Annotated in this window: 16 protein-coding genes and 5 pseudogenes; 7 read left to right on the top strand and 14 right to left on the bottom strand. The window is 68.2% G+C overall.

Translation table 11 applies throughout. The annotated features are described in order from the left end of the window. Positions 1 to 21: 21 nt before the first annotated feature. From IEZ11_RS46300 to IEZ11_RS46285, 4 genes are read right to left on the bottom strand one after another with little or no spacing between them, the layout of a single operon-like run. Entirely contained in the window at positions 22 to 2,295 is a 2,274-nt protein-coding gene (locus tag IEZ11_RS46300) for a pyridoxal-phosphate dependent enzyme (protein ID WP_189269114.1), read from the bottom strand. Then, a complete protein-coding gene (locus IEZ11_RS46295) occupies positions 2,282 to 3,238 on the bottom strand; it encodes a GHMP family kinase ATP-binding protein (RefSeq protein ID WP_189269113.1) in 957 nt (318 codons plus the stop codon). The genes IEZ11_RS46300 and IEZ11_RS46295 overlap by 14 nt, the downstream gene beginning before the upstream one ends. Continuing rightward, positions 3,235 to 4,731 carry an argininosuccinate lyase gene (locus IEZ11_RS46290; RefSeq protein ID WP_189269112.1) on the bottom strand — a complete coding sequence of 499 codons (1,497 nt, stop codon included), beginning with the start codon at positions 4,729 to 4,731 and terminating at the stop codon, positions 3,235 to 3,237. Before IEZ11_RS46290 ends, IEZ11_RS46295 begins: the two co-directional genes overlap by 4 nt. Further along, the gene (locus tag IEZ11_RS46285) at positions 4,728 to 7,274 is read right to left on the bottom strand and encodes an amino acid adenylation domain-containing protein (protein WP_189269111.1); all 2,547 of its coding nucleotides are present in this window, start codon (positions 7,272 to 7,274) and stop codon (positions 4,728 to 4,730) included. Before IEZ11_RS46285 ends, IEZ11_RS46290 begins: the two co-directional genes overlap by 4 nt. 774 nt (positions 7,275 to 8,048) lie before the next feature. On the opposite strand from IEZ11_RS46285, the gene IEZ11_RS46280 reads away from it, so the two are divergent. Both IEZ11_RS46280 and IEZ11_RS46275 read left to right on the top strand, forming a co-directional pair. Beyond that, complete coding sequence (locus IEZ11_RS46280) at positions 8,049 to 8,669, top strand: cytochrome P450 family protein (protein WP_189269110.1); 621 nt, start codon at positions 8,049 to 8,051, stop codon at positions 8,667 to 8,669. A gap of 66 nt (positions 8,670 to 8,735) precedes the next feature. Beyond that, complete coding sequence (locus tag IEZ11_RS46275; protein WP_189269109.1) at positions 8,736 to 8,987, top strand: hypothetical protein; 252 nt, start codon at positions 8,736 to 8,738, stop codon at positions 8,985 to 8,987. Between the two features lie 24 nt (positions 8,988 to 9,011). Here IEZ11_RS46275 and IEZ11_RS46270 read toward each other — a convergent pair. Then, positions 9,012 to 9,233: pseudogene (locus tag IEZ11_RS46270) on the bottom strand (integrase core domain-containing protein); the annotation flags it as partial. A gap of 47 nt (positions 9,234 to 9,280) precedes the next feature. Here IEZ11_RS46270 and IEZ11_RS46265 point away from each other — a divergent pair. Together IEZ11_RS46265 and IEZ11_RS46260 are read left to right on the top strand one after the other, a co-directional pair. Beyond that, positions 9,281 to 9,547, top strand: coding sequence for a DUF5372 family protein (locus IEZ11_RS46265; protein WP_189269107.1), 267 nt, complete (start codon positions 9,281 to 9,283; stop codon positions 9,545 to 9,547). Positions 9,548 to 9,721: 174 nt separating this feature from the next. Then, the gene (locus IEZ11_RS46260) at positions 9,722 to 10,201 is read left to right on the top strand and encodes a helix-turn-helix domain-containing protein (protein ID WP_189269106.1); all 480 of its coding nucleotides are present in this window, start codon (positions 9,722 to 9,724) and stop codon (positions 10,199 to 10,201) included. Positions 10,202 to 10,441: 240 nt separating this feature from the next. Here IEZ11_RS46260 and IEZ11_RS46255 read toward each other — a convergent pair. The 6 genes and pseudogenes from IEZ11_RS46255 to IEZ11_RS46235 all read right to left on the bottom strand — a co-directional run. After that, positions 10,442 to 10,882, bottom strand: a pseudogene (locus IEZ11_RS46255) (ATP-binding protein); the annotation flags it as partial. Positions 10,883 to 11,491: 609 nt separating this feature from the next. Further along, a complete protein-coding gene (locus IEZ11_RS52675) occupies positions 11,492 to 11,923 on the bottom strand; it encodes a DUF6262 family protein (protein ID WP_373295069.1) in 432 nt (143 codons plus the stop codon). A gap of 488 nt (positions 11,924 to 12,411) precedes the next feature. Further along, positions 12,412 to 12,597: pseudogene (locus IEZ11_RS52670) on the bottom strand (tyrosine-type recombinase/integrase); the annotation flags it as partial. A 1,468-nt stretch (positions 12,598 to 14,065) separates the two neighbouring features. Next, positions 14,066 to 15,253, bottom strand: coding sequence for a tyrosine-type recombinase/integrase (locus IEZ11_RS46245; protein ID WP_189269105.1), 1,188 nt, complete (start codon positions 15,251 to 15,253; stop codon positions 14,066 to 14,068). Between the two features lie 119 nt (positions 15,254 to 15,372). Then, positions 15,373 to 15,702: pseudogene (locus IEZ11_RS46240) on the bottom strand (ATP-binding protein); the annotation flags it as partial. Beyond that, the gene (locus tag IEZ11_RS46235; RefSeq protein ID WP_373295068.1) at positions 15,699 to 16,670 is read right to left on the bottom strand and encodes a Mu transposase domain-containing protein; all 972 of its coding nucleotides are present in this window, start codon (positions 16,668 to 16,670) and stop codon (positions 15,699 to 15,701) included. The gene IEZ11_RS46235 and the pseudogene IEZ11_RS46240, both read right to left, overlap by 4 nt. 145 nt (positions 16,671 to 16,815) lie before the next feature. Here IEZ11_RS46235 and IEZ11_RS46230 point away from each other — a divergent pair, with 145 nt between their 5' ends. Beyond that, positions 16,816 to 17,328: a GNAT family N-acetyltransferase gene (locus IEZ11_RS46230; RefSeq protein ID WP_189269104.1), complete on the top strand. Its 513-nt coding sequence runs from the start codon at positions 16,816 to 16,818 to the stop codon at positions 17,326 to 17,328. 8 nt (positions 17,329 to 17,336) lie between these two features. On the opposite strand, the gene IEZ11_RS46225 is transcribed toward IEZ11_RS46230, so the two are convergent. The 3 genes from IEZ11_RS46225 to IEZ11_RS46210 form a co-directional block, all read right to left on the bottom strand. After that, positions 17,337 to 19,166, bottom strand: coding sequence for a tyrosine-type recombinase/integrase (locus IEZ11_RS46225; protein ID WP_189269103.1), 1,830 nt, complete (start codon positions 19,164 to 19,166; stop codon positions 17,337 to 17,339). Then, positions 19,166 to 20,188: a tyrosine-type recombinase/integrase gene (locus IEZ11_RS46220; RefSeq protein ID WP_189269102.1), complete on the bottom strand. Its 1,023-nt coding sequence runs from the start codon at positions 20,186 to 20,188 to the stop codon at positions 19,166 to 19,168. The genes IEZ11_RS46225 and IEZ11_RS46220 overlap by 1 nt, the downstream gene beginning before the upstream one ends. Positions 20,189 to 21,334: 1,146 nt before the next feature. Beyond that, positions 21,335 to 22,753 carry an esterase/lipase family protein gene (locus tag IEZ11_RS46210; RefSeq protein ID WP_189269101.1) on the bottom strand — a complete coding sequence of 473 codons (1,419 nt, stop codon included), beginning with the start codon at positions 22,751 to 22,753 and terminating at the stop codon, positions 21,335 to 21,337. Positions 22,754 to 22,887: 134 nt separating this feature from the next. Between IEZ11_RS46210 and IEZ11_RS46205 the strand changes: the two genes are divergently transcribed. Both IEZ11_RS46205 and IEZ11_RS46200 read left to right on the top strand, forming a co-directional pair. Then, entirely contained in the window at positions 22,888 to 24,984 is a 2,097-nt protein-coding gene (locus tag IEZ11_RS46205) for an ATP-binding protein (protein WP_189269100.1), read from the top strand. Next, positions 24,981 to 25,611, top strand: a pseudogene (locus IEZ11_RS46200) (hypothetical protein); the annotation flags it as partial. The gene IEZ11_RS46205 and the pseudogene IEZ11_RS46200, both read left to right, overlap by 4 nt.

The raw sequence follows: 25,611 nt of genomic DNA, 5'->3' as shown, positions 1-25,611 counted from the left end.
ATCATGTCAGCTGGTCCTTGCTCAGTCGTTTGCCAACCGGACGGTGATGCCCTCCAGCGCTGAATCGAGCAACTGGTCGAGCCGGGGTACCGAGTCGGCCGAGGCGATGACGTAACCGATCCGGTCGTAGGCGTCGGTGGCCGGCTTCACCGGGTCGCCCGGCCGGCGCGAGATCCGGACTTCGGCGACACCGTCCAGGTGCCGGACCGCCTCGATGCCGTCCAGGCTCGCCAGCCGTCCCTCCGCGGAGCTTGTGATGAAGGCGACTCCGGTCGGGTTCCGCGCTCCCTGCGGCAGCTCGACGGCCATCCCGGCCGCCGCGCGCAGTTGCTGGGTCAGCAGATCGGGCCCGCCGGCCAGTCTGATCAGCTCGGGAATCATGCCCCCCGCGAGCCGGGCGTTGATCTCAATGATCGTCGGCCCCGCCGGGGTCAGGCGAAGCTCGGTGTGGCAGGCACCGTGGCGCAGTCCGATCGCCTTGATGGCTGTCCGCACCGTCTGCTCGATCTCGCCGGACGCGGCCTCGTCCAGCGGTGCCGGGAAGGCGTGCCGCAGTTCGACGAACGAGGGCGGGGGCGACACCGACTTCCGGGTGATGCCCACCAGCTGGAGCGCACCGTCGACGAAGATCGTCTCCACGCTGAACTCCGGTCCCTGGACGAACTCCTCGACCAGTACCTCCGGCGGGACGACCTGCTCGCGTACGTTGTGCGTGATCGCGAGCATTTTCGCGGCGTGCTCCTGGGCCTGCTCGACGGAGTCGCACAGCAGCACTCCCGTCGACGCCGAGTCCGCGGTCGGCTTGACCACACACGGCAGGCCGGTGGCCGCGACGGCCTCCGGCACCTCGGCCGCCCGCGTCACGGGCACCGACACAGGCTGCGGCAGTCCCGCGTCCGCCAGCAGCTGGCGGGTCGCCGACTTGCGGCGGCACGCGCTCACGGCCTCGGGCGAATTGCCGGGCAGACGGAGCGATTCGGCCAGCGAAGCGGCGGCCTCCAGGTAGAACTCGCTGGTGGTCGTGACGCCGGCCACCTCGTCGGGGGCGAACTGGGCCAGCACGGCAGCCGCCAGTGTGTCCGCGCTGTTGGTGTCGCAGCGAATGATCTGGCAGTCGGCTTCGCCGATGCCGGCGTACCGGCCGGGCCAATTGGTGACCACCACGGGTGCCAGGCCGAGGTCCCTGGCGCGCGAGAGTGCGAGCATGCCGGTGCCAGTGGTGTTCGACTCGACGAAGACCAGCCGCAGCCGCCTGCGCGGCGTGGACGGCACCTCCGCCCGTGCCCAGCTGCTGACCTCGGTGCCGTATTCCACCCGCAACGGCTCGGTCCGCACGGGGAGGTCAGCAAGACCGGCTTGCTGCCAGTAGCCATCATCGTAGATCGTGTCCACGTAGCGGTCGCCCCGGTCCGGGAATATGCCGACGACGCGCGTGCCAGGTGCGACGGTGGCGGCCAGGTGCTTGAGCACCTGGTAGACCGATCCCGAGGAGTTCCCGGCGAAGATGCCCTCGGCGCTCGCGAGATCTCGGGTCGCGACGAAGGCCTCCCGGTCGTTGAGCCAGTGGATCTCGTCGATCTGTCGGTAGTCCAGGTTGCCCGGGATCAGGCTGTTGCCGATTCCGCTCTGCCTGCGTCCCGGCTGGTCCGGCTGGCCGAACAGCACGCTGCCGGTGGCGTCGACGCCGATCACCCGCAGCGGATCGGACACGTCTGCGGCCTGCAGCGCCCGGCGCAGCGCACGGGCGGTGCCGCACAGCGACCCGCCGCTGCCGACCGCGCCGACGAGCACGTCGATCCTGCCCAGGTCGGCCACCAGCTCCTCGGCCAGTGCGGCGTAGGCGAGCGGGTTCTGCGGGTTGGAGTACTGCCGCGGCCAGAACGCCCCCGGGTACTCCTCGCGAAGGCCGGCCAGCCGCTCCAACCGGGCGCTCTGCCAGCCGTTCGAGGTCATCGCCTCGACCACGTGCACCGAGCAACCGAGTGCCGTCAGCTTCGCGAGCGTGATCGCGTCGATGCGGGGGTCCGTCACGATGTGCACAGGATGACCGAGCACGTTGCCCACCAGAGCGAGCCCCAGTGCCATCGTGCCCGAGGAGCTCTCGATGATGGGCGTGCCCGGGGCGAGCACCCCGTTCTCGCGTGCCTCACGAATGACCTGGCGGGCGACCCGGTCCTTCATCGCGAACTGGTTCTGCAGCTCCAGCTTCGCTGTTACCGTCACGTCTGCGGGCGCCGTCCGCAGACGCACGAGGGGCGTATGTCCGATGGCGCCGACAAGGTCATCGAAGATCATTACCTGTTCCGCTTCCTGTCGGCTCGAAACCCAAGGTCTGGTAGCAGAGCACCCGTTCGCGGTGCACGAGCTGGCCGCACCGGTTGATGGCCTCGGCCAGTCGGCTCCTGTAGCCCGGGACGTCGTGGGGGAGCAGCAGCCCGATCGTCGATCCGCTGTGCGCGGTCACCACGCCGACTCCGCCGATCTCGGCACTGAGGGCAGTCATCGCATTCAGGGTCCGCTTGCGGCAGAGGCGCTGGTTGAGGTGGGCGCTGCGGGTCGCCACCCGGCCGATTGCAGCGGCGTCACCGGCCCGTACCGCGGTCTGCACATCGTCCAGCAGCCGGGCGTATTCGTCCCGCTCCGATGCAGTGAAGTTCTTGGGGATCCTGTTGAACGCGACGGTGTCGACGGTGCCGCCCTCGTCGATACCCACGATGGTCATCGGCGGCAGGGCACCGAGTCGGGCCAGCAGCGCAACGTTGCGGTGCTCGAACGCCACGACCCCCGGATACATGACGCCGTCCGTCGGCTCGATCTGGCGCAACAGGTCCTCGATGGCCTGCGGTGGCAGATCGACGCCGAGCGCGCTCGCCACCGCCCGCGCCGTCGCCACGAGATCGGCCGAGGAACTCGCCAGGCCCTTCCCCTCCGGGAGTGAGCCGCTCAGCCTCAGCGATCCGCCACCGCCGGAGCAACGGGCGAGCACGGCTTCGGCGACCCTGCGGGCTTTCGTCTTCGTTGCCGGGAACACCGCGATGCCGTCGCGTGCGCTGTCGTACTCGAACGTCGCCGTGGCCCATCTGGCGACGGGCAGGGTGACCAGGAAGTCGGGCCCGTCCTCGGGCAGCGCGCCCTGCAGCAGTTCCCCGAAGGTGCCGAAGGCGGAGCTGACCGCGACGGCCCGGGAGGGCGAGCGGTCGTGCTCGGCCGGTTGCCGGATGAGGGGCCGGCTCATCATGCGGCTCCCTCGGCCGCGGGCCGCACGGCGGCGTCGGTGGCAGCGATCGCGTCCCGAACCACGGCCCTGCGTACGTTCCACTCCGTGGTCAGGGCGTCGAGCCGCTCCCGCTGCTCGGCCAGCAGCGCCAGCACGGAGGCGGGGCTGGCCGAGCCCGCGGACACCTTCGCGTGCAGCTGTGCGTCCACGTCCAGGGAGTTCGGTAGGTAGGAACCGGGGTGCTCCAGTGGATGGCCCGCCTCTCGTGCCGCCGCGCCGAGTGCCGCCGGGTCGCTGATCCCGGCGCGGCCCTCGCCCTCGGCCAGGACGGCGGAGACGTACCGGCCGGCGATGACCTGAGCGGTCCGCCACGGTATGCCGGCCCGCAGGGTCAGGTCGTTGGCCAGGCTGAAGCCGCCGAAGTGATCCGCCTCGCAGACGGCGCGCATCCGGTCGGTCCGCCACTGCAACCTGTCGACGACCAGACAGAGTCCGGCCAGCACCGCGCGGATCGCGTCGAACATCGTGCTCGTGTGCAGGCCCGCCTCCTTGGAGACCTCCACCATGTTGCTGTAGGGCGTGTTCCGCTGTCCGGTGGCGAAGTCGACGAAGAAGGCGGTCAGATGGCCGGTGCGACCGCGCAGGCGTTCCAGCAGCGGATAGTTCTTCTTCTGGGGCATGGCCGCGGAGATGCCGGCCAGCTCGTCCGGCAGCTCGACCAACCCGTACGCGCTCGACGACCATGCCATCAGGTCGGTGAGGACGCGGCTGAATCCCACGCCCGCGGAGGCGATGTCCGCGGCGACGTCGAGCAGCCACCCCCGCGAGGCGACCGCGGTCAGCGCATGGGGGACCGGGCCGGCGCAGCCGATCGCCTGCGCCAACCAGTCACGGTCCCAGGCCAGTTCCTGGCCAGCCATGGGGCCGGCTCCGAGCGGGGAGAAGTTGATCCGGTCGTAGGTGCCGAGCAGCCTGGACGACACGCTCAGCACCTGCTCGACGACGGCGCTGAGATAGAAGCCAGGAGTGATGATCTGCGCTGACTGCAGGTGTGTGTACCCGGGCATTGGAGAGGTGATGTCGTGGGCCGCCCGCTCGTGTGCGACCTCGGCCAACTCCCCGAGCATGGCGGCAATCTCGCTCACCTGCTCACGGCCGTACAGCAGTTGGGCGCAGGCCTGCAGGTCGTTGCGGCTCCGGTCGACGTGCCAGGCCGGCACGGGCTCCGGGACGGCCTTGGCGACCTGGGTCTCCATCGCCAGCGCGATGTCGGACAGCGCTGCGCCGGCGCCGGCGGTGAGCCGCTCCGGGGTCAGCCCGTCGAGCGCGGTCGCAAGCCGGGCGACCTGCTGGGCCGACAGGACGCCGAGACGGTGGTACTCGCGCAGGAGTGCCTTCTCGATCAGCACGTACCAGCGCAGCAGGTTGGCGACCTCGTGCCGGAACTGTGGCTCCAGGAACTCCTGCCTGATGAAGTCGTCCGGCGCTGCCGCAAGCCGACCTGTCAGCCTCATGGGGTGCCGCCTTCCTCCGTGGCCGCGATGGTCGCGGTGACAAGATCCGCCGCAGCAGTGGGGTGGCTACGGACGCGATAACGACCCGCTTCCTCGAACCGGACGGTCCGCGCCGCGGGGAGCACGGCCGTACAACGTGACGCGGCATCCCCCTCGCCCGGCGCTCGCGGAACCATGATGATCGTCGCGGGCAGGTCGATGGTCTCGGTGCAGGCCCCGAGGTAGCGTTCCGCCTCGCCGAGGTCGTGCCGGTACGCGCGCTCGATCAACTCGCTGCGGGTGGACCGCCACTGGTCCATGTCGATGAGCGCGCCGGAATCGCGCAGCCAGACGCCGATGTCGGCCGGCCCGGCGGCAGCCGGTTCGCCGTCGACGGGTTCCTGCTGGTCGGCCGCGGCCAGGAACAGGTGCCGCGGGCGCACTTTCGCGGCCTGGAGTGATCGGCCGGTCGCCAGCGCGAGCGCCACACCCGCTCCGTGGCCCCACAGCGCCACCGGGATGTCGATCCGGTCCACGATCTCCTGGCTCAACCGGTCGGCGAGCGGGCCGAGACCGGTCAACCGGTCGTCCGGCCGCGCCACGTCGTGGCCGGGCAACTCCACGGCATACACGGCCACGTCCGATGCGGACAGCGCCTGTGCCATCGCCCCGAAGTTGAGCGCGTTGCCAGCCTCGTACGGTACGCACACCAAGGCCACGGCCGCGTCCGGCGGCACGGAGAGGGCCTGCAGGAGCGGGAAATCGCCCGAGTCGGCTCCGTCGGCCGCCGCCGCCAGGTCGGCCAGCACCGGGTTCGCCATGAGGTCCACGAGCGAGACGAGCCCGCCGAGCTGCACGACGAGCCGGACCCCCGCCAGCGAGTCGCCGCCGTGCGCGAAGAAGTTGTCGTTCCGGCCGATCTCGTCGAGCGGTCGGCCCAGTACCTCGGCCCACGCGGTGGCGATCCGCCGCTCGGTGGTGGTCCGCGGCGGCATCGCAGCGTTGCCGCTCGCACTGTTGGTCTCCAGGTCCGCCAGTCCACGCCTGTCGACCTTGCCGTTCTCGGTGAGCGGGAGCTCCGGCAGCCAGCGCAGCGTACGCGGGACCAGCTGGAGCGGCAGCAGCTCGGCCAGCAGGTCGAATACGGTCGGAATCGTCGCCGCGGCTGTGTAGAAGCCCACCAGACGCTTGCTCGCTCCGTCTGGCATCACGATCACGCACGCCGATCGGACCCCCGGCACCCGCAGGAGCTGGGCCTCAACCTCGGCGACCTCGACCCGGACGCCGCCGATCTCCATTTGTTCGTCCCGTCGGCCGACGAACCTGAGCCGTCCGTCGGACAGCCAGTGCCCGTAGTCCCCGGTGCGGTAGCGACGCAGCCCGGGCCGGACCGGATCGGCGCCGAACGCATCGGCCGTGCGCTCCGGATCGTTGATGTAGCCCCGGCCGACACAGACACCCGAGAAGGTGATCTCGCCGACCGCATCGTCCTCCACCGGCAACCCGTCCGCGCCGATGACGTCGACGACGGCGTTCGCGATGGGCACGCCCACGGTGACCTGGTCGCCGTCCGTCATGCTGCGGATAACCTCGTGCGTGGTGTCGTCCGACGCCCCGGTGGCGCCGTAGGCGTTGACCACGGGCACCGCGGGGCACTGCTCGAACCAACGGGTGAGCAGCCGCCGGCTCACCGCCTCGCCGGTGACGCCGAGCATGCGTAGGGAGCCCGGCGCACGGTCCCCCCGCTCCAACCTGGTGACCATCACGTCCAGGTAGCTGGGGACGACCTGCAGGACGCCGACGTTCTCCGCGGCCAGCAGCTCGAAGAGCGCGGGGACGTCCAGCATCGTCTCCGGATCGATGATCACGGTGCTGCCGCCGACGATGAGCGGCGCGAGCGCCTGCCACAGCGAGATGTCGAAGCACTGGGACGCGGTCTGGGCGACGACCGTATCCGGCCCGATCCCGAACGCGTCCACCTTTGCCAGCAGGTGGTTGAGCATGCCGGCGTGCTCGCACGCGGCGCCCGTCGGCGCACCGGTGGACCTCGAAGTGAAGAAGACGTAGGCGAGTGCCCTGTCCGGGACGCGGCTCGGCCGTGCCTCGGCGCCGGCGGTCGGCACCAGGGGGAGCACGTGGACAGCCGCGTTCTCGATCGGGCGCACGGACACCTCGTCTTCGACCAGCGCCAGCTGACACCCCCCGCGGCGCAGCAGGTCGGCGATGCGCTCGTCGGGATAGGCCGGGTCGATCGGCAGGTACGCTCCGCCCGCTTTGAAGATGCCGAGGATCGCGGCCAGCCAGGCGAGCGTGCGCTGGCTGATGACCGCCACGACACCCTCGGGCCGGAGCCCAGCCGCCAGCAGTGCTCTGGCCACCCGGTCCGCGGCGGCGTCGAGTTCTGCATAGGTCCAGTGAGTGCCGCGGTGCACGGCGGCGGTGGCTGACGGCGTGTTGCGTGCGCACTCCTGGAAGAGCTCGTGAGTGCGGCGATCAGGAAGTGGGCGTATCGGCCCGACTCCACGTGACTGTTGCCTTCGGGCTGCCTCGAACTGCTCCGTCACAGTGCCAGCCTTTCTGGCCGAACGCAGTGGCGGCCTGGAATCCGGAGCGCAACTAACCCGAATAGGGAACGTGTTGTGGAGTGTTATGGCAGGCCGGTGCGACAGCGCGCCAAACTGGGAGAGATGTCCGCTATCGGGGCGACTTTTATATAAGCCTCGCCGTCGACCTGGGCCGATGCGTCTGCGTCGTGGGCAGAGTGCTACTTGAATCAATTCGGCGGGACGGGCGATGGTTGTCGGCTGAAACGATACGTGGCCCGGCGGCAACGGCCTCTCATGAGAAGCAGGCTAGTGAGCTACGGGGTTGATCCGTACTGACATCGGTCAGGGGCTAGGGCGGCTCGGCGGGGCCGACGAGCCGATCGAGGCCGACGCAGCGACCCGGCACCCACGGTCACAGGGCGACTCCAGAGGTTTGCTGCCGGCTGTCCGCCGGGCCCTGTTCCCGGGCTCGCGCGTGGTGCAGCGGTGTGCGTTCTCCTTGTTCAGCATGTGAGGGACTCGAACTATCGGAGGGTCCGTCAGTTGCTGACAGACCCTCCTCGGCTCTGTGGCGTGGGTGTCCGCGGTCCGGGCGGCCGGGGGCGTGAGCTGGTGGGCAGGCAGGCGGGACAGTTGCTGTCAACGGACTTCCGGGTCGTCGTTGCGACGACGGCACGTCCCCTGGCTATTTCTGTATAACCGCGACCTCTTGATCACCGCGGCTTACCATCAGACGGGTTCGTCGAAAAGCCGGTGTCCTTGCCTGGAAAGTCCGTGATGACGGGGAGTTCCATGAGAATAACCGCACGGAATCCGAGTGAGCGTGTACGACTTGACGGCATTAATCTGACAGAAAAGTCCGTTTACGCGCAAGGCGATGCGCACCTGGCCTGGCAGACGCTTCGGGCGGAAAGCCCGTTGTTCTGGCAAAGCCGTTCTGCAGGTGAGGGATTCTGGGCCGTCACCCGCCTCAAAGACGTGCGCAGGGTGCTGTCGGAACACGAGACGTTCAGTTCCGAGGCCGGTACCGCCATCGCCATGCTGGACAGCCCGGATCCCGCGGGCGGAAGCATGATGCAGTCCACTGACCCGCCCCAGCACCACGAGTACCGTCGGCAGCTCGCCGGCCGGTTCTCCAGCCATGCGGCGGCCTCGCAGGCGGAGTGGGTCAGATGCTTCGTCCGGAAGACCGTCGAGCCTGCTCTGGACGGCGCGGTGTGGGACGCGGCCGCAGCGTTCACCCGCCTCCCTATGGCGGTCGGTGCGCGGATGATGGATCTGCCGGACGGGGACATCGACCTGTTGATCCATCTGGCCTTCTCCTCTCTGGCGCCCGGCTATCCGCACTTCAGCCAGGGATCCGAGCAGGAGACGGCGCCCTCGGCCCACTGCGAGATCATGATGTACTTCTAGGAGCGGCTCGCCGAGGTCCGGAAGAACCCGGCGGACGACCTGATCAGTCATCTGCTGACGCTCACGGTGGACGGCCGGCCGCTGATCGACGACGAACTCCTCGTCAACTGCCTGAGCCTGCTGCTCGGTGCCGTGGTGACCACGGCTCAGACGATCAGCGCGACGCTCGTCGAACTGGCCGGAGCAGGGGACGGCGAAGGCCGGTGCCCACACGATGCGCCGCTGGACGGCCTGGTTGATGAGGCACTGCGCTGGTCTTCGCCGGTGAACCACTTCATGCGGAGGGCGCGGGTCGATGTCGAGATGCACGGGCGGTGAACCGCCCCGGGTTCGGTGGAGATCTCAGATTGTGGTGATGACCTGGGGTTTCGTGGATTCGGTGTAGTAGCTGGCTTCGTATTCGACGGGCGGAACGTGACCTATCTCTCCGTGGAGCCGCCGGTGGTTGTACCAGTCGACCCATTCGGCGGTGGCCAGCTCGACCTGGGAGAGTGTCTTCCAGGGCCGCTGGGGTTTGATCAATTCGGTCTTGTACAGGCCGATCGTCGACTCCATCAGGGCGTTGGCATTCACCGTCGAATGCGCTCGTTTCCCGCGATGACGACGGACGTGTGCGGCTGATCCATCCGTTCCATCCCCGGTGTGGTGAGGACTTCGAGTTCCTGGAGCGGCTCAACTCGTGGCGCGGGGACGTGGTTCTGGTCCTGGATGAGCAGGGACGACGGTGTTCGTTCCCGGTGGAGTGGACGGACATGGCGCCGGCTGACGTGTTCGTCGAGGAGGCCGGCGGGGTCTGTCCGTTCCGGACCGAGGACCTGGTCCGTCTCGCGGATCTGGTGGCCGGGCTGCGCGACGGTGTCGGGGGGATCGCGCCGTGATTGTCGTGCGATCAGTGCCGGTGTCCGGCAACAGCGGATCGTGTGCCGGGGGCGTGCGGGGGTCCGGATACGTTCGTGACCTGTTTCTTTCGCTTCTCTGGGCGGTGTTCACGCCGTTGGCCTGCGCGGTGGGCGGCCGGATCCTGGTGACAGAGGTGATCTCGGGGAGGTGTGATGAGCCGGCCGACGGGCAAGCAGAGCACGTTGAAGGAGTTCCGGGCGCTCAATCCGCGGCCCGGTGCCGTGGTCGATGCGGGCTTCGCAGCGTGTGCGTTCCTCGATCCGGACGATGTCGTGCAGGTCAAGTACGAGATGGTGCGCCGGGTCAGGGTGGACAAGGTGCCTGTCGTGCAGGCCGCGGCCGCGTTCGGGTTCTGCCGACAGAGCTTCTATGCGATCGCCGCAGCGCTGGACGCGGGCGGGCCGGCGGCGCTGGTGCCGGGCAAGCCCGGGCCCAAGGGGCCGCGCAAGTTGACCGAGGAGGTCATGGCCTTCGTCGAGCGGCTCCGCTCGGGCGATGCCGCGTTGCGCTCGGACCAGCTCGCCCGTGCTGTCGAGCGGGAGTTCGGGATCACCGTGCACCCGCGGTCGGTGGAGAAAGCGCTGGCCCGGCGGCGCGAGCCGCGCTCTGCGGAGGTTCCCGATCACCGCTGATCAGGCGGTGGACGGGGTGGAGGTCGCCCGGCGGTATGAGGACCTGCGGGCCGCGGTCCTGGGAGGGATCGACCGGGGGTCACGGCATGGCTGGGCAGTGCTGGCCCGTTCCGGCATGGCCGCATGGATCCGTGCGGTCGTATCCATCCCCTTGCTCTCGCCGCGTCGGGCGGGAAGTCGGCCACCTGTCGGCGTACTCTCCCTTCGGGCCGGGCCGGTACGTTTGAACGTCCCCGGTTGTCAGGCCACGTCGGTCTCTCGCTCGATGGCCTGGAGGCGGTTCTTGAGCCGGTAGCTCGGGCCGTTGATCGCGATCACTTCGCAGTGGTGGAGGAGTCGGTCGAGGATCGCGGTGGCGAGGACCTCGTCGCCGAAGACCTGGCCCCATTCGCTGAAGGTCTTGTTCGAGGTCAGGATGATGGAGCCCTTCTCGTAACGCTTGGAGATGACCTGGAAGACCAGGTTCGCCTCGGCTCGTTCGAGGGGCTGGTAGCCCACTTCGTCGACCACGAGGACGCTCGGCCGCAGGTAGGTGCCGAGTTTGTTGATCAGCCGGCCTGCTGCTTCGGCGGCCTTCAGGTTGCGGACCATGTCGTCGAGGCTGGTGAAGTAGATCGAGTAGCCGGCCCGGCAGGCCGCGACCGCGAGAGCGACGGCGATGTGTGTCTTGCCCACTCCGGGCGTTATCTGGGGATCAAGTTCTTGATTCGGGCGATCGCCCTGGTAATGACGTCGAAGACATAGAAGCAAGGGCAGGTGGCTGCACGAGCGATCTCCGGCCCCACCCTGGTGTCGACCGGGGGTCAAACCTCGATGCGCCGTTGCCACCAGGGCAGGTGCTGTGGAGCGAATGGATCGTTGACGGTGCGCTTTAGAGCGCGTGCGTCGATCGGCGCCAACGCAGCCTGTAGTTCCCTTCGAGCGCGGGGACGGAGGTTGCAACTGGCAACTTCGAGTAGCGTGCGGATGTGCCCGGTGGCGACGTCGGAGTATCCGTAGTGCCACTCTTCTGCGTTGCGAGGGCGTCCGGCTCGCTGAGCCCAGCGGCGGAAGGCAAGCGCGATATCGCCTCTGGGCAGGCGTCGCTCGCGCTCGAACTGGGCGATTTGTCGGTTAGTGGAAGCAGACAGTCCTCTGATGACGGTTCGGCTGAAGTGCCTGGCGTCCCGCAGTGGCAGCTGGGACCTGATCTCGCCCGGTGTCCGGCGAGGCATGTGGACTTCCTGAAAGTGCCGGTGTTGGCAGGTGCAAGAACGCTAGCCCTGCTGACACGGGGTATTCAAGAGCATTTCAGCTTGCCTGGACCTGTCCAGGCAAGCTGCGGCGGGCGAGTTCGCGTCGGAGGTCGAGATTCTCGCCGTGGGCTTGTTCGAGCGCGTCTCGCAGAGCCTGTACTTCTTCGCGGTGCTGCTTCTTGAGGCGGGTGATCTGACTGGTCAGCGCGAGGGCAAGGGTGTTCCGCTCGTCGGCCGCAGGCGCCGGTGCGGGAACAGGCCGGGCTTGGGCCCGTAGCCGTTCGATGCGTCCTCGCAGCTCGGGGTGGTTATAGAGGAACGCGTGGGAGACGCTGGCCTCGCGCTGGACAGCCTGGAAGGTGATCGGCTCACCGCGTTTGACCAGGGTTCGGATCGCCTTCTCTGCCGCAGCGGTCTTGGCCTGGGACTTGGCCTTCGCGGCGGTGGCGAGTGTCTGGGTGCGCTTGGCGCGAGCGTCGTCGGCCATGGCCGGGTCCTTCGGTGACGGTCAAGGTCGAGGGTGAGCGGGACGGGGCCGGTGGGGGCAGCGTCGCAGCCGGCGCCCTGGACGGCGCGTCCGGGCTTGGAGCGGAGGGTGTCCAGGAGCTTGGTGAGAGCCGCGTGCTCGGCCCGCCGTTGCAGCAGCCAGACGTTGTCCTCGGGCATCGGGCGGCCGTGCCGTTGTTGGAACGCGGTGGTGCTGCGGTTGATCAGGGCCTCGGTCTCGTCCAACTGCCGTTCCAAAGCGTCCTGGTGGGAGGCGTCTGTGACGAAGACCGAGCAGGTCAGGCAGGCGTTTCCCTTGTCGCAGTTCTGCAGGGGCGGCAGCAGGCACCAGCCGTGGGGCAGGAACCGGTCGGCCCGGTTGAACAAGTGGAGGCTGTCGTGGTCGTCTCGGGAGAAGCTGACGTGGGTGCCGTCCGCACGGAGTTTCGCGGTGGCCAGGAACGCCTGCTCGGCGTGTTCCTGGCGGGCGGCGACGTAGTGCATCGTCATCGACGGGGTTGCATGCCCTGCATAGCGCATCAACACGTGGACGGGCAGGCCGAGTTCGGCGAGCCGGGTCAGCTTGGTGTGACGGAAGCGGTGGGTGTGGCTCAGTCCGACGGGCTTGCCTTGGCTGTCGGTGATCTTCACGATCTTGCTGAACTCGCGGAGCATCCAGCTGTAGGTGCCCGACGGGTAGGGCTTGTCGCCCTGCCGGTTGCCGGTCCGCTGCAGGAACAGGTGGCGTGGGGTGATGCCGGGGAAGTGGTCGCGGAGCCACTGGCGTTGTTCCTCGATGACCGCGACGACCTCGGCGTCGACGAGGATGTTGTCCGGTGCGATGTCGATCTTGCTCTGTGCGTAGTGGAAGCGGGCGATCTGTTCGCCCTCGACTGCGTCGACGGCCCGGTCGGGGACCGGGGAGAGAGAGTCGAAGCGGCTGGTGCGGATCTCGCTGGCCCGCCGTCCGGTGAGGATCTGCAGCAGGATCATGCGCATGGCCTGCGGGTCGTCGAAGCCGTGGGCGGTGACCTGCTGCCCGTCACCGCGGGTGAGAAGCATCTGCTCGTCGCGGGCGAGCCCGAGCAGGGGCAGGGCTGAGGGGATCTGGGCGAGGGCGTGGTCGTCGACGTAGTGCTCGTCGTTGAGTTCGCGCTGGTGCGGGATGCGGGAGACCTGGCGGAACCATCCGGCAGCGTGCGCGTCGGTGACCCGGGACCACGGGTTGGGGCCAAGGACCTGGTGGGCCTCGATGGGGTTGGCGGCGACGAACGCGAAGAGTTCGGCGACGGCCCGCAGGTCGTCGTTGACCAGGCGGGGATGGACGGGCTGCCCAGCGAACCGTTGCTCGTTCTGGCGAAGGAGCCGGTTGGCAGGGTCGGACGCCCAGCGGCGGAAGGCGGTGGCCAGTTGGACGGCGTGGGCGGGGTCGCCCAGGACGTCGAGCGGGTCGGTGAAGGTCTCCACCCAGCGGTCGAAGCGGGCGAAGCACCGCATCCTCTCCTGGCTCACCGTCGACCAGCGCAAAGTCCCGGCCTCCAGCTGGGTGCCCAGAGACCACTTCACGGCCTCCCGCAGCCACGGCCGAGTGATCCTTGAGGGTGAACAGCCGTAGTGGGCCTGGGGTTCGTGCTCGGCCAACGGGATCCGCGGATCGCAGCGGGGGTGCCATTCATCCAGGGACCACCAGGGCCCGTCGCTGCAGCGGGCGAGGAGGGCCAGGCGGGAGAAGCGGAAGATCACCCGCAGCCGGGCGACGCTGCCGCGGGGAATGAGCCGGCCCCAGCGGGTGGCATAGAACCACCGCTGCAGGGCGGCCGCCGTCTCCCACTCCATGGCCCGGATCGACGTCGGGAAGGGATGTTTGTCGCGGATCGCGCGGCGCAGGATGTTCGCGAATTGGTTGGTGCCCAGCACCGACGAGCGGGTCCCGTCCATCGCCTGCCAGTGCGCCATCCAGGCCAGTTCGGCGGCGATCAGGTCGGGCAGCCCGGTCAGATCGATGCGGCGGTCGCCGTTCTCGGTGATCTTCTCCCAGTCGTCAATGCCGTCGCCGATCACCGGCCCCTTCCAGGGCTCGGGCAGCTTCCGCCAGAGCCGCCAGAACGGATCCTCGTCGCCGGCTGCGTGCTGACGGCGCTGTTCACCGGCCATCGTCGACCTGCCAGGCGGAGATGTACGACTTCCAGTTCGCCGCGGCCCGCAGGGCCTCGTCCTCGCGGACCCAGCCATATAGGTCGAGCGTGGTCTGCACATGTGCGTGACCGAGTCGGCGGGAGACCACCCACTCCGGTGTCCCGGCCAGCAGCAGCGCGGTCGCGTGACTGTGTCGGAACCAGTGCGGCGTCCAGGAGGCCGGGCCGATGCGCTTCTTGCGCAGGGCGGACACCTTGTCCCGCACCGTGCCCTCGCGCAGGGCGGCCAGCAGCGGCGGCCGATCCAGGTTCACCAGCAACGGCGATCCGGCATCGATCTCGATGCCGAACTCGGCGGCCCGGCAGGCGAGGTGGGTGAGGTAGTCGGCGAACAGTCGCTCCAGGTCGCAGCCGACATAGATCCGTCGGGGGCGCATCATCTTCACCCTGGCCCCGTTCGTGTTGTCCTCGCGCGGCACGATCTCGACATAGGGAGTGGAGCCGCGGCCCATCACGAAGTCGCAGATCCGCAGGCCAAGGGACTCGCCCAGGCGCATACCGGTCTCCGCGAGCAGGGCGAACAGCAGCCGGTCGCGCAGGTTGCCGACCCACTCGCCGACCGTGGCGTCCGGCATCGCGCAGCTGTCCAGGATCGCCTGGATCTCGGTGGGCAGCAGCAGTGGCGGGCGCCCACGATGCCGCTGGCGCCGGACCCTGACCAGCGAGGACGGGGCGGGAGCGGTGCGGGCGTCCAGGTGCGCGAGCAGGCCCCGGGCCGGAGCCCGGCGCGGTGTCCCGCGCATGAGCCGGCCCGCGACCGGCACCGAGAAGACCGCCTCCTGCCAGCGATAGAAGGAGATCAACGCGGCCAGTCTCGCCTCCAACGTCCCTGCCTCAGGCGCCTGTTCGGACTCGACCAGGGCGTGCTCGACGGTGCGGCCGTTACGCAGCCAGGACAGGAACCCCGCGACAGCCGGGACGCCGAGATCGGCCCACTTCGCGGTCTCGTCGCGCTGCTCGAGGAACGTCCACCACTGGGCCAGTGAGGTCGCATAACCGCGGACCGTGTTCGGCGACCACAGCTGCCGATGGGCCTCCAACCAGTCCTCGACCGGTGCGACCGTCCGGTACTTCTCGTCGATCACGGTCCACGTCCGCTGCCCGTTCGCCGGCCGGACCGCCAAGCTGTGCGCCACTGATGCCGTTCCGTCTCGCTGAAGAACTCCCGTTGATAGCAATGCATCAACGACACAGAACGCTCACGGTGACGCTCGTCGCAGACAGAGAAGAGAGGGGCTCAGGCCCCGTTGATAACGACCGGGCCGAACAGGATGACCGACTCGCCGGCGTGCAGCCAGCGCAGGGCGCCGAGGTCGCGGATCTGGGCTGCGGGCAGCTTGGAGGAGGCGGTGAAGTCGAACTCCTCCAGCGTGACCTGCTGCTCGAACTTCGCGCGCTGGAGCCTGCGTTGGAAGGCGACGGTCTCGCGGCGGGTGATCTCGTCCTGGCAGAGGACCTGGAGGAAGTCGAGGTGGCCGAGTTCGCCGCCGTGGGCCTGAGCCAGGCGGGCGTCGAGGGTCTCCAGCATCCCCGACAGCCGCAGGGACTTGAGCGACTCGCGCAGGGCGCTGTCCATCACGGTCATCGGGCGTCCACCTCTTCGTCGTCGCGGACCTGGTCGTCGCGGTCGTCGTCCGTCGTGTCGGGGGTCGTCGCGGCGTCGCCGAACAGCTGGGCGGGACCGTGGAGGAAGGCGGCGGCTCCGGCGTCGCCACTGGTCAAAGGCTCGGGTTCGGTCTCGGTCCCGGCGATGAGGATGCCTTTGATGGTGCGGTAGGAGGGGTCGCCGACCGCGAGGGCCCTGGTGCAGGCGGCGTCCAGGCGGCCGTCGCCGTACTTGCCGCGCAGGCCAAGGATCCCCTGGGCGGCGCGGAGCCGGTAGAGCGCGTGGACTTCGAGGAGCTGGTCGATGACGGTGCGGCAGCCGTCCCCGACCTGGGACGCCTGGGTGCGGCACCAGATCGGCGTCTTCATCTGGAAGGCGATCTTCTCCGGCGGGTAGTCCAGCTTGTCGGTGCGTTTGCCCTGTTCAAGGGCCGCGTGTGTCTTCATCAGGCCGCCCTCGTAGAAGACCTGGACCACGGTGGCGGTGGAGCGGACGTCGACCCTCCTGCCGATCAGTTTCCAGGGGACCGAGTAGAGAGTGCGGCCGACCTTGATATGAATATCCGGGCCCACCACGGCAGTTGACCAGCGGGCCAGCACGAACGGGGTGGGTGGCAGCGGCAGCAGTTCCGCCGCCTCGATGTCCTCGAACACCGACGCCGGGGCGGCCCCGCCCAGCGGCCGGCACTGCCGCCGCCCGGCGACCTGCCGGCTCCAGGTCACCGCCTCGGCCTGCATGTGCTCGATCGAGACGAACTCCCGCCCGCGCCAGAACGAGTCCCGGACGTAGGGCATGGGCCGCTCGACCCGCGGCTTGTCCTTCGGCTTCGAAGCGCGCGCCGGGTCCACCAACGCCCCGTAGTGGGTGGCGAGTTCGGCATACGCCTTGTTGATTTTCGGGTCGTAGAGATCAGGCTTGTCCACCCCGGTCTTGAGGTTGTCCGGCACCAGCCGGCGCGGGACACCTCTAATATGCGGGTCTTCTTGTCAACCCCTTGCGGTGTTCAGGGGGGTTTCCTCGCGGCTCGCCTTCGTTGTCTCGCAGGCCCGACGGTCAGGGCTGCTGTCAGACCTCCGTCCTAGGGTTGCTGCCATGGACATCGCAGATCCCCAGCGGGTGAGGCTGGAGCCTTGGAGCGAGGGCGACTTCTGGCTCCTGCAGAGAAACAATGCACCTGAAATGACGGAGCACCTGGGTGGCCCTGAGACGGCTGAGAAACTGGTCGCACGGCACCGGAGCTATCTGAGCCCGGACCGGGGGCAGATGTACCGGGTCACGTTGGTGGACTCCGGCGACACCGTTGGCTCGATCGGCTTCTGGGAGCGTGCGTGGCGTGACGGAACCGTGTGGGAGACCGGATGGGGAGTGTTGCCTGAGTTCCAGGGGCGGGGCATCGCTGCTGAGGCGGCTCGTGCTGTCATCAAGGCAGCCGGGTCGGCGGGACTGCACCAGTATCTGCACGCCTTTCCGAGCGTGGACCATTCCGCGTCGAACTCGGTCTGTCGTCGGGCGGGGTTCGAGCTACTTGGTGCAGTGAAGTTTGAGTATCCGAAAGGCCACTGGATCACCTCCAATGACTGGCGGGTGGACCTCGAAGGCGTCTGAGGAGTTGGTCAGGAGGCTTCTCCGTCGAGACGACTGAGCAGTCCGTCGAAGATCTGCTCGCGTGCGACCTGTCCCTTGGCCGCCGCGTCGTCTCGCTGGCGTTCGAGGGTGGGCCGGAACTCAATCGTGGTGACGAAGAAGGTGCAGGACTCGCAGATCGACTCGAAGTGGCAGTCCATCTCGACGGGGCGAGCGCAGTAGCCGTTGCCGAGCATCCGGCGGTGCATCTCTCGCCGGAGCTTGGCCATTTCCGTTCCCTCGGCGTCGGCCGGCAGCTGGCGCGGGGCGTCGTAGAGTGCCTCGACCTTCTCCGAGACGGCGAAGTACTCGTCGGCAACGGTCCGGTCAGCGATCCGCGCGTAGACGCGTGTCATGGACAGCGACTTGTGTCCCAGAAGGGCGGCGATGGCTTCCAGGGACATGCCCCGGTTGATCGCTTGAGTGGCCAGAGTGTGGCGGAGTTGGTGCGGGGTGACCCGGCCCAGCCCGGCCCGCTCGGCGGCCTTGCGGACTGCGGCCTCGATGCGGGAGGCATTGACCGGGCGGCCGTGGTCGGTGAACAGCAGGTTCGAGCGCAGGCCCTCGGGGCGGTGCAGCAGCCAGTCGTCCAGCAGCGTCTTCAGCTGCGGATGCAGGGGAACGTAGCGGTCGGTGTGCATCTTGCCGACCGGGACACGGAGCCAGTAGGCGGAGCCGATCTGCACGACCGCGTCAATGGTCAGGCCGAGCATCTCGCTGCGGCGCATCCCCGTGCGGGCGAGAATTTCGATGGCCAGCCGGGCGAACGGATCGGGACCCTTGCGGGCGGCGGACAGCAGTTTGGCGGCCGCGGCGTCGTCGAGGAAGCGTGGCAGTGGCTCGTCCGCGATCGGGAAGTCACTGTCGAATACCAGCTGGCGGGGCGGCCGGTCGGCGGCGTCCCATTCGTCGAGGCGGCGGAGAAAGCCGCGGAGTTTGCTCAGGCGGTCGCGGACGGTGTGCCGGTGCAGCGGGCCTCCGCGGGCGGCCGGTCGCTCCAGCAGCCACTGTCGGTAGCGTTCGACGTGTCGCCGCTTGAGCTCGGCGACGCAGCTGACGGCCGCGTCTTCGGCGGCAACCAGCAAGGCGAACTCTCGCAGCGTCAGCTCTGCGTTCTTCACGGTGCCCGGCCGCAGCGTCCCGGCGATCTGCTGCAGATAGTGCTGCATCGTCTCCGCCATCCTGACCGGGACGCGGGCCCATTCGCGGGCTCGTATGTCGGAGCGGTCCGGGGTGCGCCGGCGCGGGAGCTGGTCGGTCAACTCGCAGTGGAACAGTGTGGCTTCGAGGTTGAACAGGGCGGTCGACAGGGCCTTGATGCCGCGGTTGGGGATGCGGCGTGCGGCGTCCAGCAGGAGACGGCGTCCCTCGTCCCAGTCGTGTTGCTGCAGCTCGTAGGGCTGCTTGCCGAACAGTGCCACGAAGTGACCCAGCAGGTTGAACTGGGTCATGGCCACTGTGTCGCGAAAGCCGAGTGTGCGGGCGGTCTCCATGAACCGCAGGTGCAGCTCCGGCTCTGTGCGGGCGAGTACGATCCCCAGTCGCGGGCGCCGTGCGACCAGGTAGTCCGCGCCCGGCTGCATCCGTCCCGTGACCGCAAGCCAGCTGATGAACCGGTGGGTCTCGTGGTTGAAGGCGAGCTGACGTTCCAGCGGCAGGCGGCAGAAGTCGGTCAGGTCGGGCACTGCGGCAAGCAGTGCCCGCGCACCCCAGCGGACCTTGTGGTCGGTGTTCATGCCCTGCGCGGCCCGGTGGGCGAGGTAGAACTCGACCAGGTCCGGGCGCACGATCGGCAGGGCGGCGGCGCGGGCCCGGCGCATCAGGACTCCGCCCGGTCGGCGTCGATCGCGGCACTTGCTTCCAGGTACTGCTCGACGAGCCAGCTGTTCGCGAGGTGGATGTAGATGCGGGTCGACTCGATGGAGCGGTGTCCGGCCTGGGCCTGTACCGCTTCCAGGGCCATGCCCGCCTCCCGCAGCCGGGTCAGGCAGGTGTGCCGAAGCTGATGGCATGTCAACTTCGGCAGTCCGGTTCGCTTCCGGACCCCGTCGAGGATCTCGTCGAGGCCGTCGGCGGAGAGCGGCCGGCCCCGGGTCGGTCCGCGCAACACCACGAACAGCTGGTCGTGCTCGACCGGCGGACGCTCACGGTCCAGGTAGTCGCCGACCGCGCTGAAGAACTGCGCGGAGACGGGTATAAGACGCTGGTGTCCGCCCTTGCCCTCGCTGATGAAGACCCGACGCTCGCCGGGTGAGAGGTCTCCCAGCCGCAGGCCGAGGACCTCGCAGCGACGCAGTCCGCCCAGCAGCATCGCCAGGATCATCGCCCTGTCCCGTGCGGTGTTCAGCGTGCCGAGGACCGCCTCGACCTCGCTCGGCCCCAGGACGCGCGGGAGGGTGCGGGGTGTGCGCAGGAGCGGTGTCCCGCGATTGCCGCTGCGGCGGCGGTTGGCCATCCCTGTCGGCACCGGGTTGCGATCAATGGCCAGGTCGTCGCGGGTCATGAGGTAGCCGAACAGGCCGGAGATGCTGGCGAGTCGGCGCTTGATGGTCCGCGCCGAGAGCCCGGCTTCACCGTCTTCGAGCCGGACGACCTTCGGGCCTCGCCGCGGCTTCTTCTGCGCGGTGATGAACGCGAAGATGTCCGCGGTGACGACGTCGGCCGGCTCCTTGGGCACCACCGAGAAGAAGACCTTCAGGTCGTAGGCGGTGGCCAGCAGGGTGTTCGGCCGGCAGCGTGCCGCCACGAACTCCAGGTAGTCGTCGACCAGGGCGTGCCCGAGCGATGCCGTGGGGTTTCCCGCGGCATCGAAGCTTCGTACCAACTCCGGCTGCCAGGCCATCCGAGCTCCTCGACGGGAGCGACCATCCTGACGGGCAGCGCGAGATCGCGGAAGGGTTGTCACCCACATAACCGCCGAAGAAGTCGAAGGCCGCGACATGCGCCTCGGTCCAGGCGTGCTGGTCCAGATGGATCACCGGGCGCACGAACATGTGCCGCGAACACGGCAGCACCATCACGAACGCCCAGATCCGGTGGCGTTTGCCCGACCGCGGGTTGACCCACTGGCCCAGAAAGCCGTAGTCGATCTGAGCCTCGGACCCCGGCGGGACCTCGTCCCGCAGCACGGTCACCTGGGCCCCGGTCACCTCACTCGGCATCGTGTCGCGCACCCAGCGGCGGAACGCAGTCAGCGAGACGTGCAACTTCCGTTCGTCCCGCAAGCGTTGATGGATCGTGGAGACGGTCACCGTCCCCAGCAGCGGCTTGATGTAGTCGAGGTGCTTGTCGATCTCCGCCCACGTCACCTGCCGCAGCCGCCGGTCGGCGACCTCGGGGAACCACTCCTTGATCAGTTTGGCCCAGTCGGCCTCGCTCATCGGCGGCCCGCCCGGCACGATTCCCGCCGCCTCCGCCGGCTTCAGGTACTTCCTCACCGTCTTGCGGTCCACCCCCAACGACGCAGCCAGACCGCTCTTCGAGCGCCCCGCGTACCAGTGGACGTAGATCTCTGTGATGTCGACCACGACGAACGTTCTCCTCGCCATCCGGGCTGCCCATCGGCCATCCGATCCAGCAGGGGCGAGGAACATGAGCAGCGCCGCGACGACCAGGTCCCTCGATCCCGAACGCCGCGCTACCCATGGCCAATTACGAAAATTCAGGATGGGGAATAACAACGCGTTCAAACGGGCCAAAGCGGGGAAAATCGCCGTCGTTCACATCCCGCATCCCGGGCAGACCGCCGGGGCGTCGTCCCAGGTCCGGGCCACGATCCGCAACAGATCACCGCTGGCCTCTACACGATCACCCCGAACCGCGGCCAGTTGCGGCAGCAGGTCCTCCAACCGAACCTCACACACCATCAGGGTGAGGCCGTCAATCAGCCGACGCCATAGCCAAGTTGGCCCGATCAACGACTACGGAAATCTTGTATGAGCCCGACTCTCGGCCGCACCCAACTGAAATGGCGTCCTAGCTTGGAAGGTCAGCCCGAGAACCGTTTGAGACCCGCCCGTTCCTCCAACTCCGCCCCGAATGCGAGCAGGAGTTGGGTGACCGGTGGTGTATCCGCTACTTGAGCCCGGACACGGTACAGACCGGGCTCTGGCAGGGTCACACTGGCGCCCAGACAGTCCTCCCTGGTGGACAAGCGCGGCGTTGCCACAACGGCGCCCGTCTCTGTGTTCACGACCTCGCACCTGACCCCAACCGGCCGGTCGCGACCAGTCACTCGCAACTGCCACGCCCGGCCTGCGATGACTCCCTCGTCCGGCAGGTCCAGTCCAGCTTCGCCAGGCCCCATCGGCGGGCCCGCGTACACGCTCTCCTCGGTCAGAACACCATGGACATAGCGGAGTGCGACGTCGTCCTTCGCCAGGGAGCCGTGCTGCACTGGCAGGTAGACCGGCTTCTCGGTGCCGAGTGTGGCTGCGTCGCGGTACACAGTGCCGTCTCCCCAACGGTCACACCACTCCGGGATGCCGTGCTCGTCGCGCCTCAGGTCCCCGTGTTCTCCTGCGATGAACGACATGTACTGCGGCTGGACCACGCCGGCCTCGATGCGGACGCTCTGCACAGTCGGCTGCGCAACGCCTACGACCGCCCGGTGAGCCGGAAGGGCCTCGGTGTGATCGAGACGCGTCTTCAGTTGAAAGTCCATCGAGGCGGCGGCGAGGTAGGGGTTGCCTCCGATCCGGGCCACTGTCTGAGGCGTGAGGCGGGCGACTTCCAAGCCCTCGTCCACGCACCGGTAGTCCGGAAGCAGGTCGTAGACACCGGGAAGGGTCACGGTCAGGCGCTGCAGACGATCCAGGACCGCGCCCTCGAGGCCCCCGGTCCGCCGTCCACCGTTCAGCATCATGGCGGCCTTCGCCGATCCGAGAAACGGTGTTCCCAGCGTGACGACGGCACGGGTGTCCGGTTGCAGATCGGGCTGGTGGCAGATGGCAGCCCGGGCCACCAGGCCGCCCATCGAGTGGGCCACGAACATGATTTGCGGCATCCGGTTCTCGCACAGCGTACGCAGGGCAGGCGTGGCCAGAACGGTTGCGGTCCAACCCTCCAGATGCCGACGTGCCGTTTGGGCGAGCAATTGCCCGTTGTGCTCGACCGGGAGACGCCAGTCGTAGGGAAACGGCAGAACCGCAGATGGGTCGGGGACCGTGTCGCGCACCATCGTGAGGAGGTCGTGGTAGGGCTCGATGCCATGGATCAGTGGCACCCACGCCGGGAGGCGCAGAAGGGCCGACGGCAGCACCCGGGTCCGCCCGGTCCCGTCCAGCTCGGCCTCGGTCGCCCGAAGCGCCTCCAGGCCGCCCCTGTGTCCGAACGCTCGGCCCAGCATGGCTGGTTTCAACCCCCACAGCAGCTTGCCCGTCTCCTTCTCTACGAGTTCGCTGCCCATGATTCCCGGAACGATAATGACCGCGTCGGGAGTGACGTCTCGGCTCTGCCGTGCTCCGGGACGCCAGGTACCACTTGCCGCGTCTGGCATACCTCTGCTCCCCCTCCTGTCCGCCGTCCTGCAGACTAGCGCTCGTGGACAGTGACAGGAGTACCGCTCATCCCAGGGCCAGTGGTGTTCGTCGTCGGTTGCTGGCTGTCTCGGTCCAGGGCTACACCAATGAGGACCCGAATTTCAGGGCGGGTATGAAGGAGCAGCTCCAGGTCCTGGAGACCTGGTGGTGCGATCCTGACCTTGGCGAGCGGAGCTTCACGCGTGAGGAGGTGCCCGACCTTCAGCAGCGCAGGCATGTGGAGGCGTTTCTGGATAGTTCAGGACTGCGGGATGCCCCCGCAGACGATGCCATCCTCTTTTTCGTTTCAGGGCACGGTGAGGCAAGTCCCGCCGGGAGCCATTTCCTGATGCTGCCGGAGACCGACCCCCAACGGCTGCTCGCAACTGCGTACCGCACATCCGACCTGATCGCGGCAGCCCTAGACTCCAAGGCCAAGCACGTTCTTGTCATCGTCAACACGTGTTACTCCCGCGGAGTCAACATAGGCCTCGCACAGCTGGTCCATGATCTGAACCAGAATCGGTCTGGCAGCCCCACCCTGGCTGTCCTCGCCGCCACTGACATCGGCACCACGGTCGGAGTCCGCGAGCTGAGTGCGCTCCTGGCCCAGGTTCACAAGCAGCTGATTACATCGGCCGAACTGACGAGCGAGTACTTGACCTTCGTCGAGTTCTTGGAACAGCTTCACGACGCTTCCGAAGCCACCGGATACAGGTCACCGCATCCGCTGCTAGGCATGAACGGCTCGCGCACACCACACTTCTGCCTTCCCAACCCCGGCTACAGGCCCACCACGCAACTCGTCGCGCCGCAGCGCAGCCAGGTTGCCGCCACGGAGGAGGACCTGCGCTACTGGGTCAGCCGGGCCAGCGGTCGGCCGAACCGAGCGGATCCGGGATGGTACTTCTCAGGACGCCAGCCCCTCACCCGCGTGCTGGCGAGCTTCCTCGACGTCGGACCACCATCGGGATTCGCGCCCTCGCTGATCGTCACCGGTACGGCAGGAAGTGGGAAGTCTGCGGTGATCGCTCGCGCCGTGACGCTAAGCGACGCCGGCTTCCGCGCCGACCCGGCCTACGTCGGCGCCGTCAGAGACTCACCCCCTGACACGGTTCCCCCGGTAGGCTCCATCGACGTTGCGATTCTCGCCCGCCAGCGCACAGCCGAGCACGTCATCGCCGCTTTCCTCGACGGCCTCGGTCAAGAAGCCCCGGAACTGGAGCCCAGCGCGGACCCCCTCACCGGCATGCGTGGACACCTGCTGAAGGCCCTGCGCGAACTCGCGAGCAGCGGCCGCACCACCACGTTCGTCGTCGACGGTCTAGACGAGGCCGACGACCCGCACCTCCTGGTCAGCCAGGTCGTCGCGCCGCTGGCTCAGGCAGGGCAGGCTGCGCTCCGGCTGGTGATCGGTGTCCGCAGCCACCTCACGAGCGCCGCACCCGATGCGCCGAACACGGGGGAATCTGTTCAGGACATCGCTCTCCTCGATCACGTGAGACAGGCCCTCACTTTGGCCACCGACACCTCGCGTACCCAGCTCCCACCGATGGAACTGCGCACGGACGGCCCGGAGACGGCCAGCGACGTTCAGGAGTATCTGCAGTCCCTGCTCGACGACATCCCTGATGCCGCGGACGTCGCCCGCCGGATCGCTGCGAGGATCCCAGGGGTCTCCTTCCTCGATGCTCGCATTGCAGGTGGGCAGCTCCGCGAACACGAAACGCCCGCCGATCTGCTCGCCGACCCCCTCTGGTGGGACTCTCTCGGCCTGGGACTGATCGGCATGCTCCGTCGAGATCTGCGCGAGCTCAGCACGCCCCAACTCACGTCCGAAACAGCCCTTGCTCTCCTCAGAGCAGCTGCGTTCGCCCAGGGGGCTGGCATCCCTTGGGGGCCGATCTGGCCGACTCTCGCCGAAGCCGTCCTGGATCATCCGCTGCCCGACTCCGAGTCCGCCATTGTCGCCCTGAGGGCCAGCCGCTTGGTCGGATACCTAGCCCAGGACACAGAGGACGGCCGCATTGTGCATCGCCTCGCTCATGAGCGTCTCGCCGAGGTTCTGCGCACTGACCCTCATCTCCTGAACACCTCCTCGAGGGAGCCGCAGTGGTGACCCCAGCGCCTCAGCCGAACTCGCCGGCCGAGATCCACCGCCGCATCGCCCATCGTCTCGCCGAACTGGTCCACACTGAGCCGGGCATTCCACCACACCCCTACATCCGCCGGCACCTTGCCCAGCACGCGGACCTCGGCGACGTCCTGAATGACGCAGCTCTTCCCGGGGCATTCCTTCCTTGGGATACCGATGGCAGGCTTCGCGGTCGCCTCGGACTACCGATCGCCCCGCGATCTGACCAGCTCGCTGTGGCAGCCTGGGCTGAGATCGAGCCGTTCCTGGACGGCGCGGATCAGCGGACGCGTCAGGTCAGCCTTGAATTCGCTCTCGCCACTCGGGGTGCGCAGTTCGGCGAGGGCGCGACGGTCCGCCCCCGGCTCGCCCGCTGGCAGACGCCGAACAACGTGGTGGCGGATGCCGGGACCGTGCTGACATGTCTCGCAGTTTTTCGAGGGCCGGACGGCCGCACGTACCTCGCTGCGGGCAGCCGGGACGGCGTTCTGGTGGTAGATCCGATTAAGGGAACCCAGGTCGGAGAACGGCTGGACATCGAAGGCGGAGTTCGGGCTGTGGTGGCGTTCTCTGGCCCTCAAGGCCGAGCACTGCTCGCAATTGGCGACAAGA

It is taken from the genome of Streptomyces fuscichromogenes (genome assembly GCF_014645815.1).
GTDB classification, from domain to species: Bacteria; Actinomycetota; Actinomycetes; order Streptomycetales; family Streptomycetaceae; genus Streptomyces; species Streptomyces fuscichromogenes.
The sequence above is the reverse complement of the archived record's forward strand: the minus strand, read 5'-3'. Positions and strand labels throughout refer to the sequence as shown.

Excerpts from the sequence above, each read along its gene's own strand:
- IEZ11_RS46295 (WP_189269113.1), bottom strand. The coding sequence starts at position 3,238 with ATGATGAGCCGGCCCCTCATCCGGCAACCGGCCGAGCACGACCGCTCG.
- IEZ11_RS46290 (WP_189269112.1), bottom strand. The coding sequence starts at position 4,731 with ATGAGGCTGACAGGTCGGCTTGCGGCAGCGCCGGACGACTTCATCAGG.
- IEZ11_RS46300 (WP_189269114.1), bottom strand. The coding sequence starts at position 2,295 with ATGATCTTCGATGACCTTGTCGGCGCCATCGGACATACGCCCCTCGTG.
- IEZ11_RS46260 (WP_189269106.1), top strand. The coding sequence starts at position 9,722 with ATGAGCCGGCCGACGGGCAAGCAGAGCACGTTGAAGGAGTTCCGGGCG.
- IEZ11_RS46220 (WP_189269102.1), bottom strand. The coding sequence starts at position 20,188 with ATGGCCTGGCAGCCGGAGTTGGTACGAAGCTTCGATGCCGCGGGAAAC.
- IEZ11_RS46225 (WP_189269103.1), bottom strand. The coding sequence starts at position 19,166 with ATGCGCCGGGCCCGCGCCGCCGCCCTGCCGATCGTGCGCCCGGACCTG.
- IEZ11_RS52675 (WP_373295069.1), bottom strand. The coding sequence starts at position 11,923 with ATGGCCGACGACGCTCGCGCCAAGCGCACCCAGACACTCGCCACCGCC.
- IEZ11_RS46230 (WP_189269104.1), top strand. The coding sequence starts at position 16,816 with ATGGACATCGCAGATCCCCAGCGGGTGAGGCTGGAGCCTTGGAGCGAG.
- IEZ11_RS46210 (WP_189269101.1), bottom strand. The coding sequence starts at position 22,753 with ATGGGCAGCGAACTCGTAGAGAAGGAGACGGGCAAGCTGCTGTGGGGG.
- IEZ11_RS46280 (WP_189269110.1), top strand. The coding sequence starts at position 8,049 with ATGAGAATAACCGCACGGAATCCGAGTGAGCGTGTACGACTTGACGGC.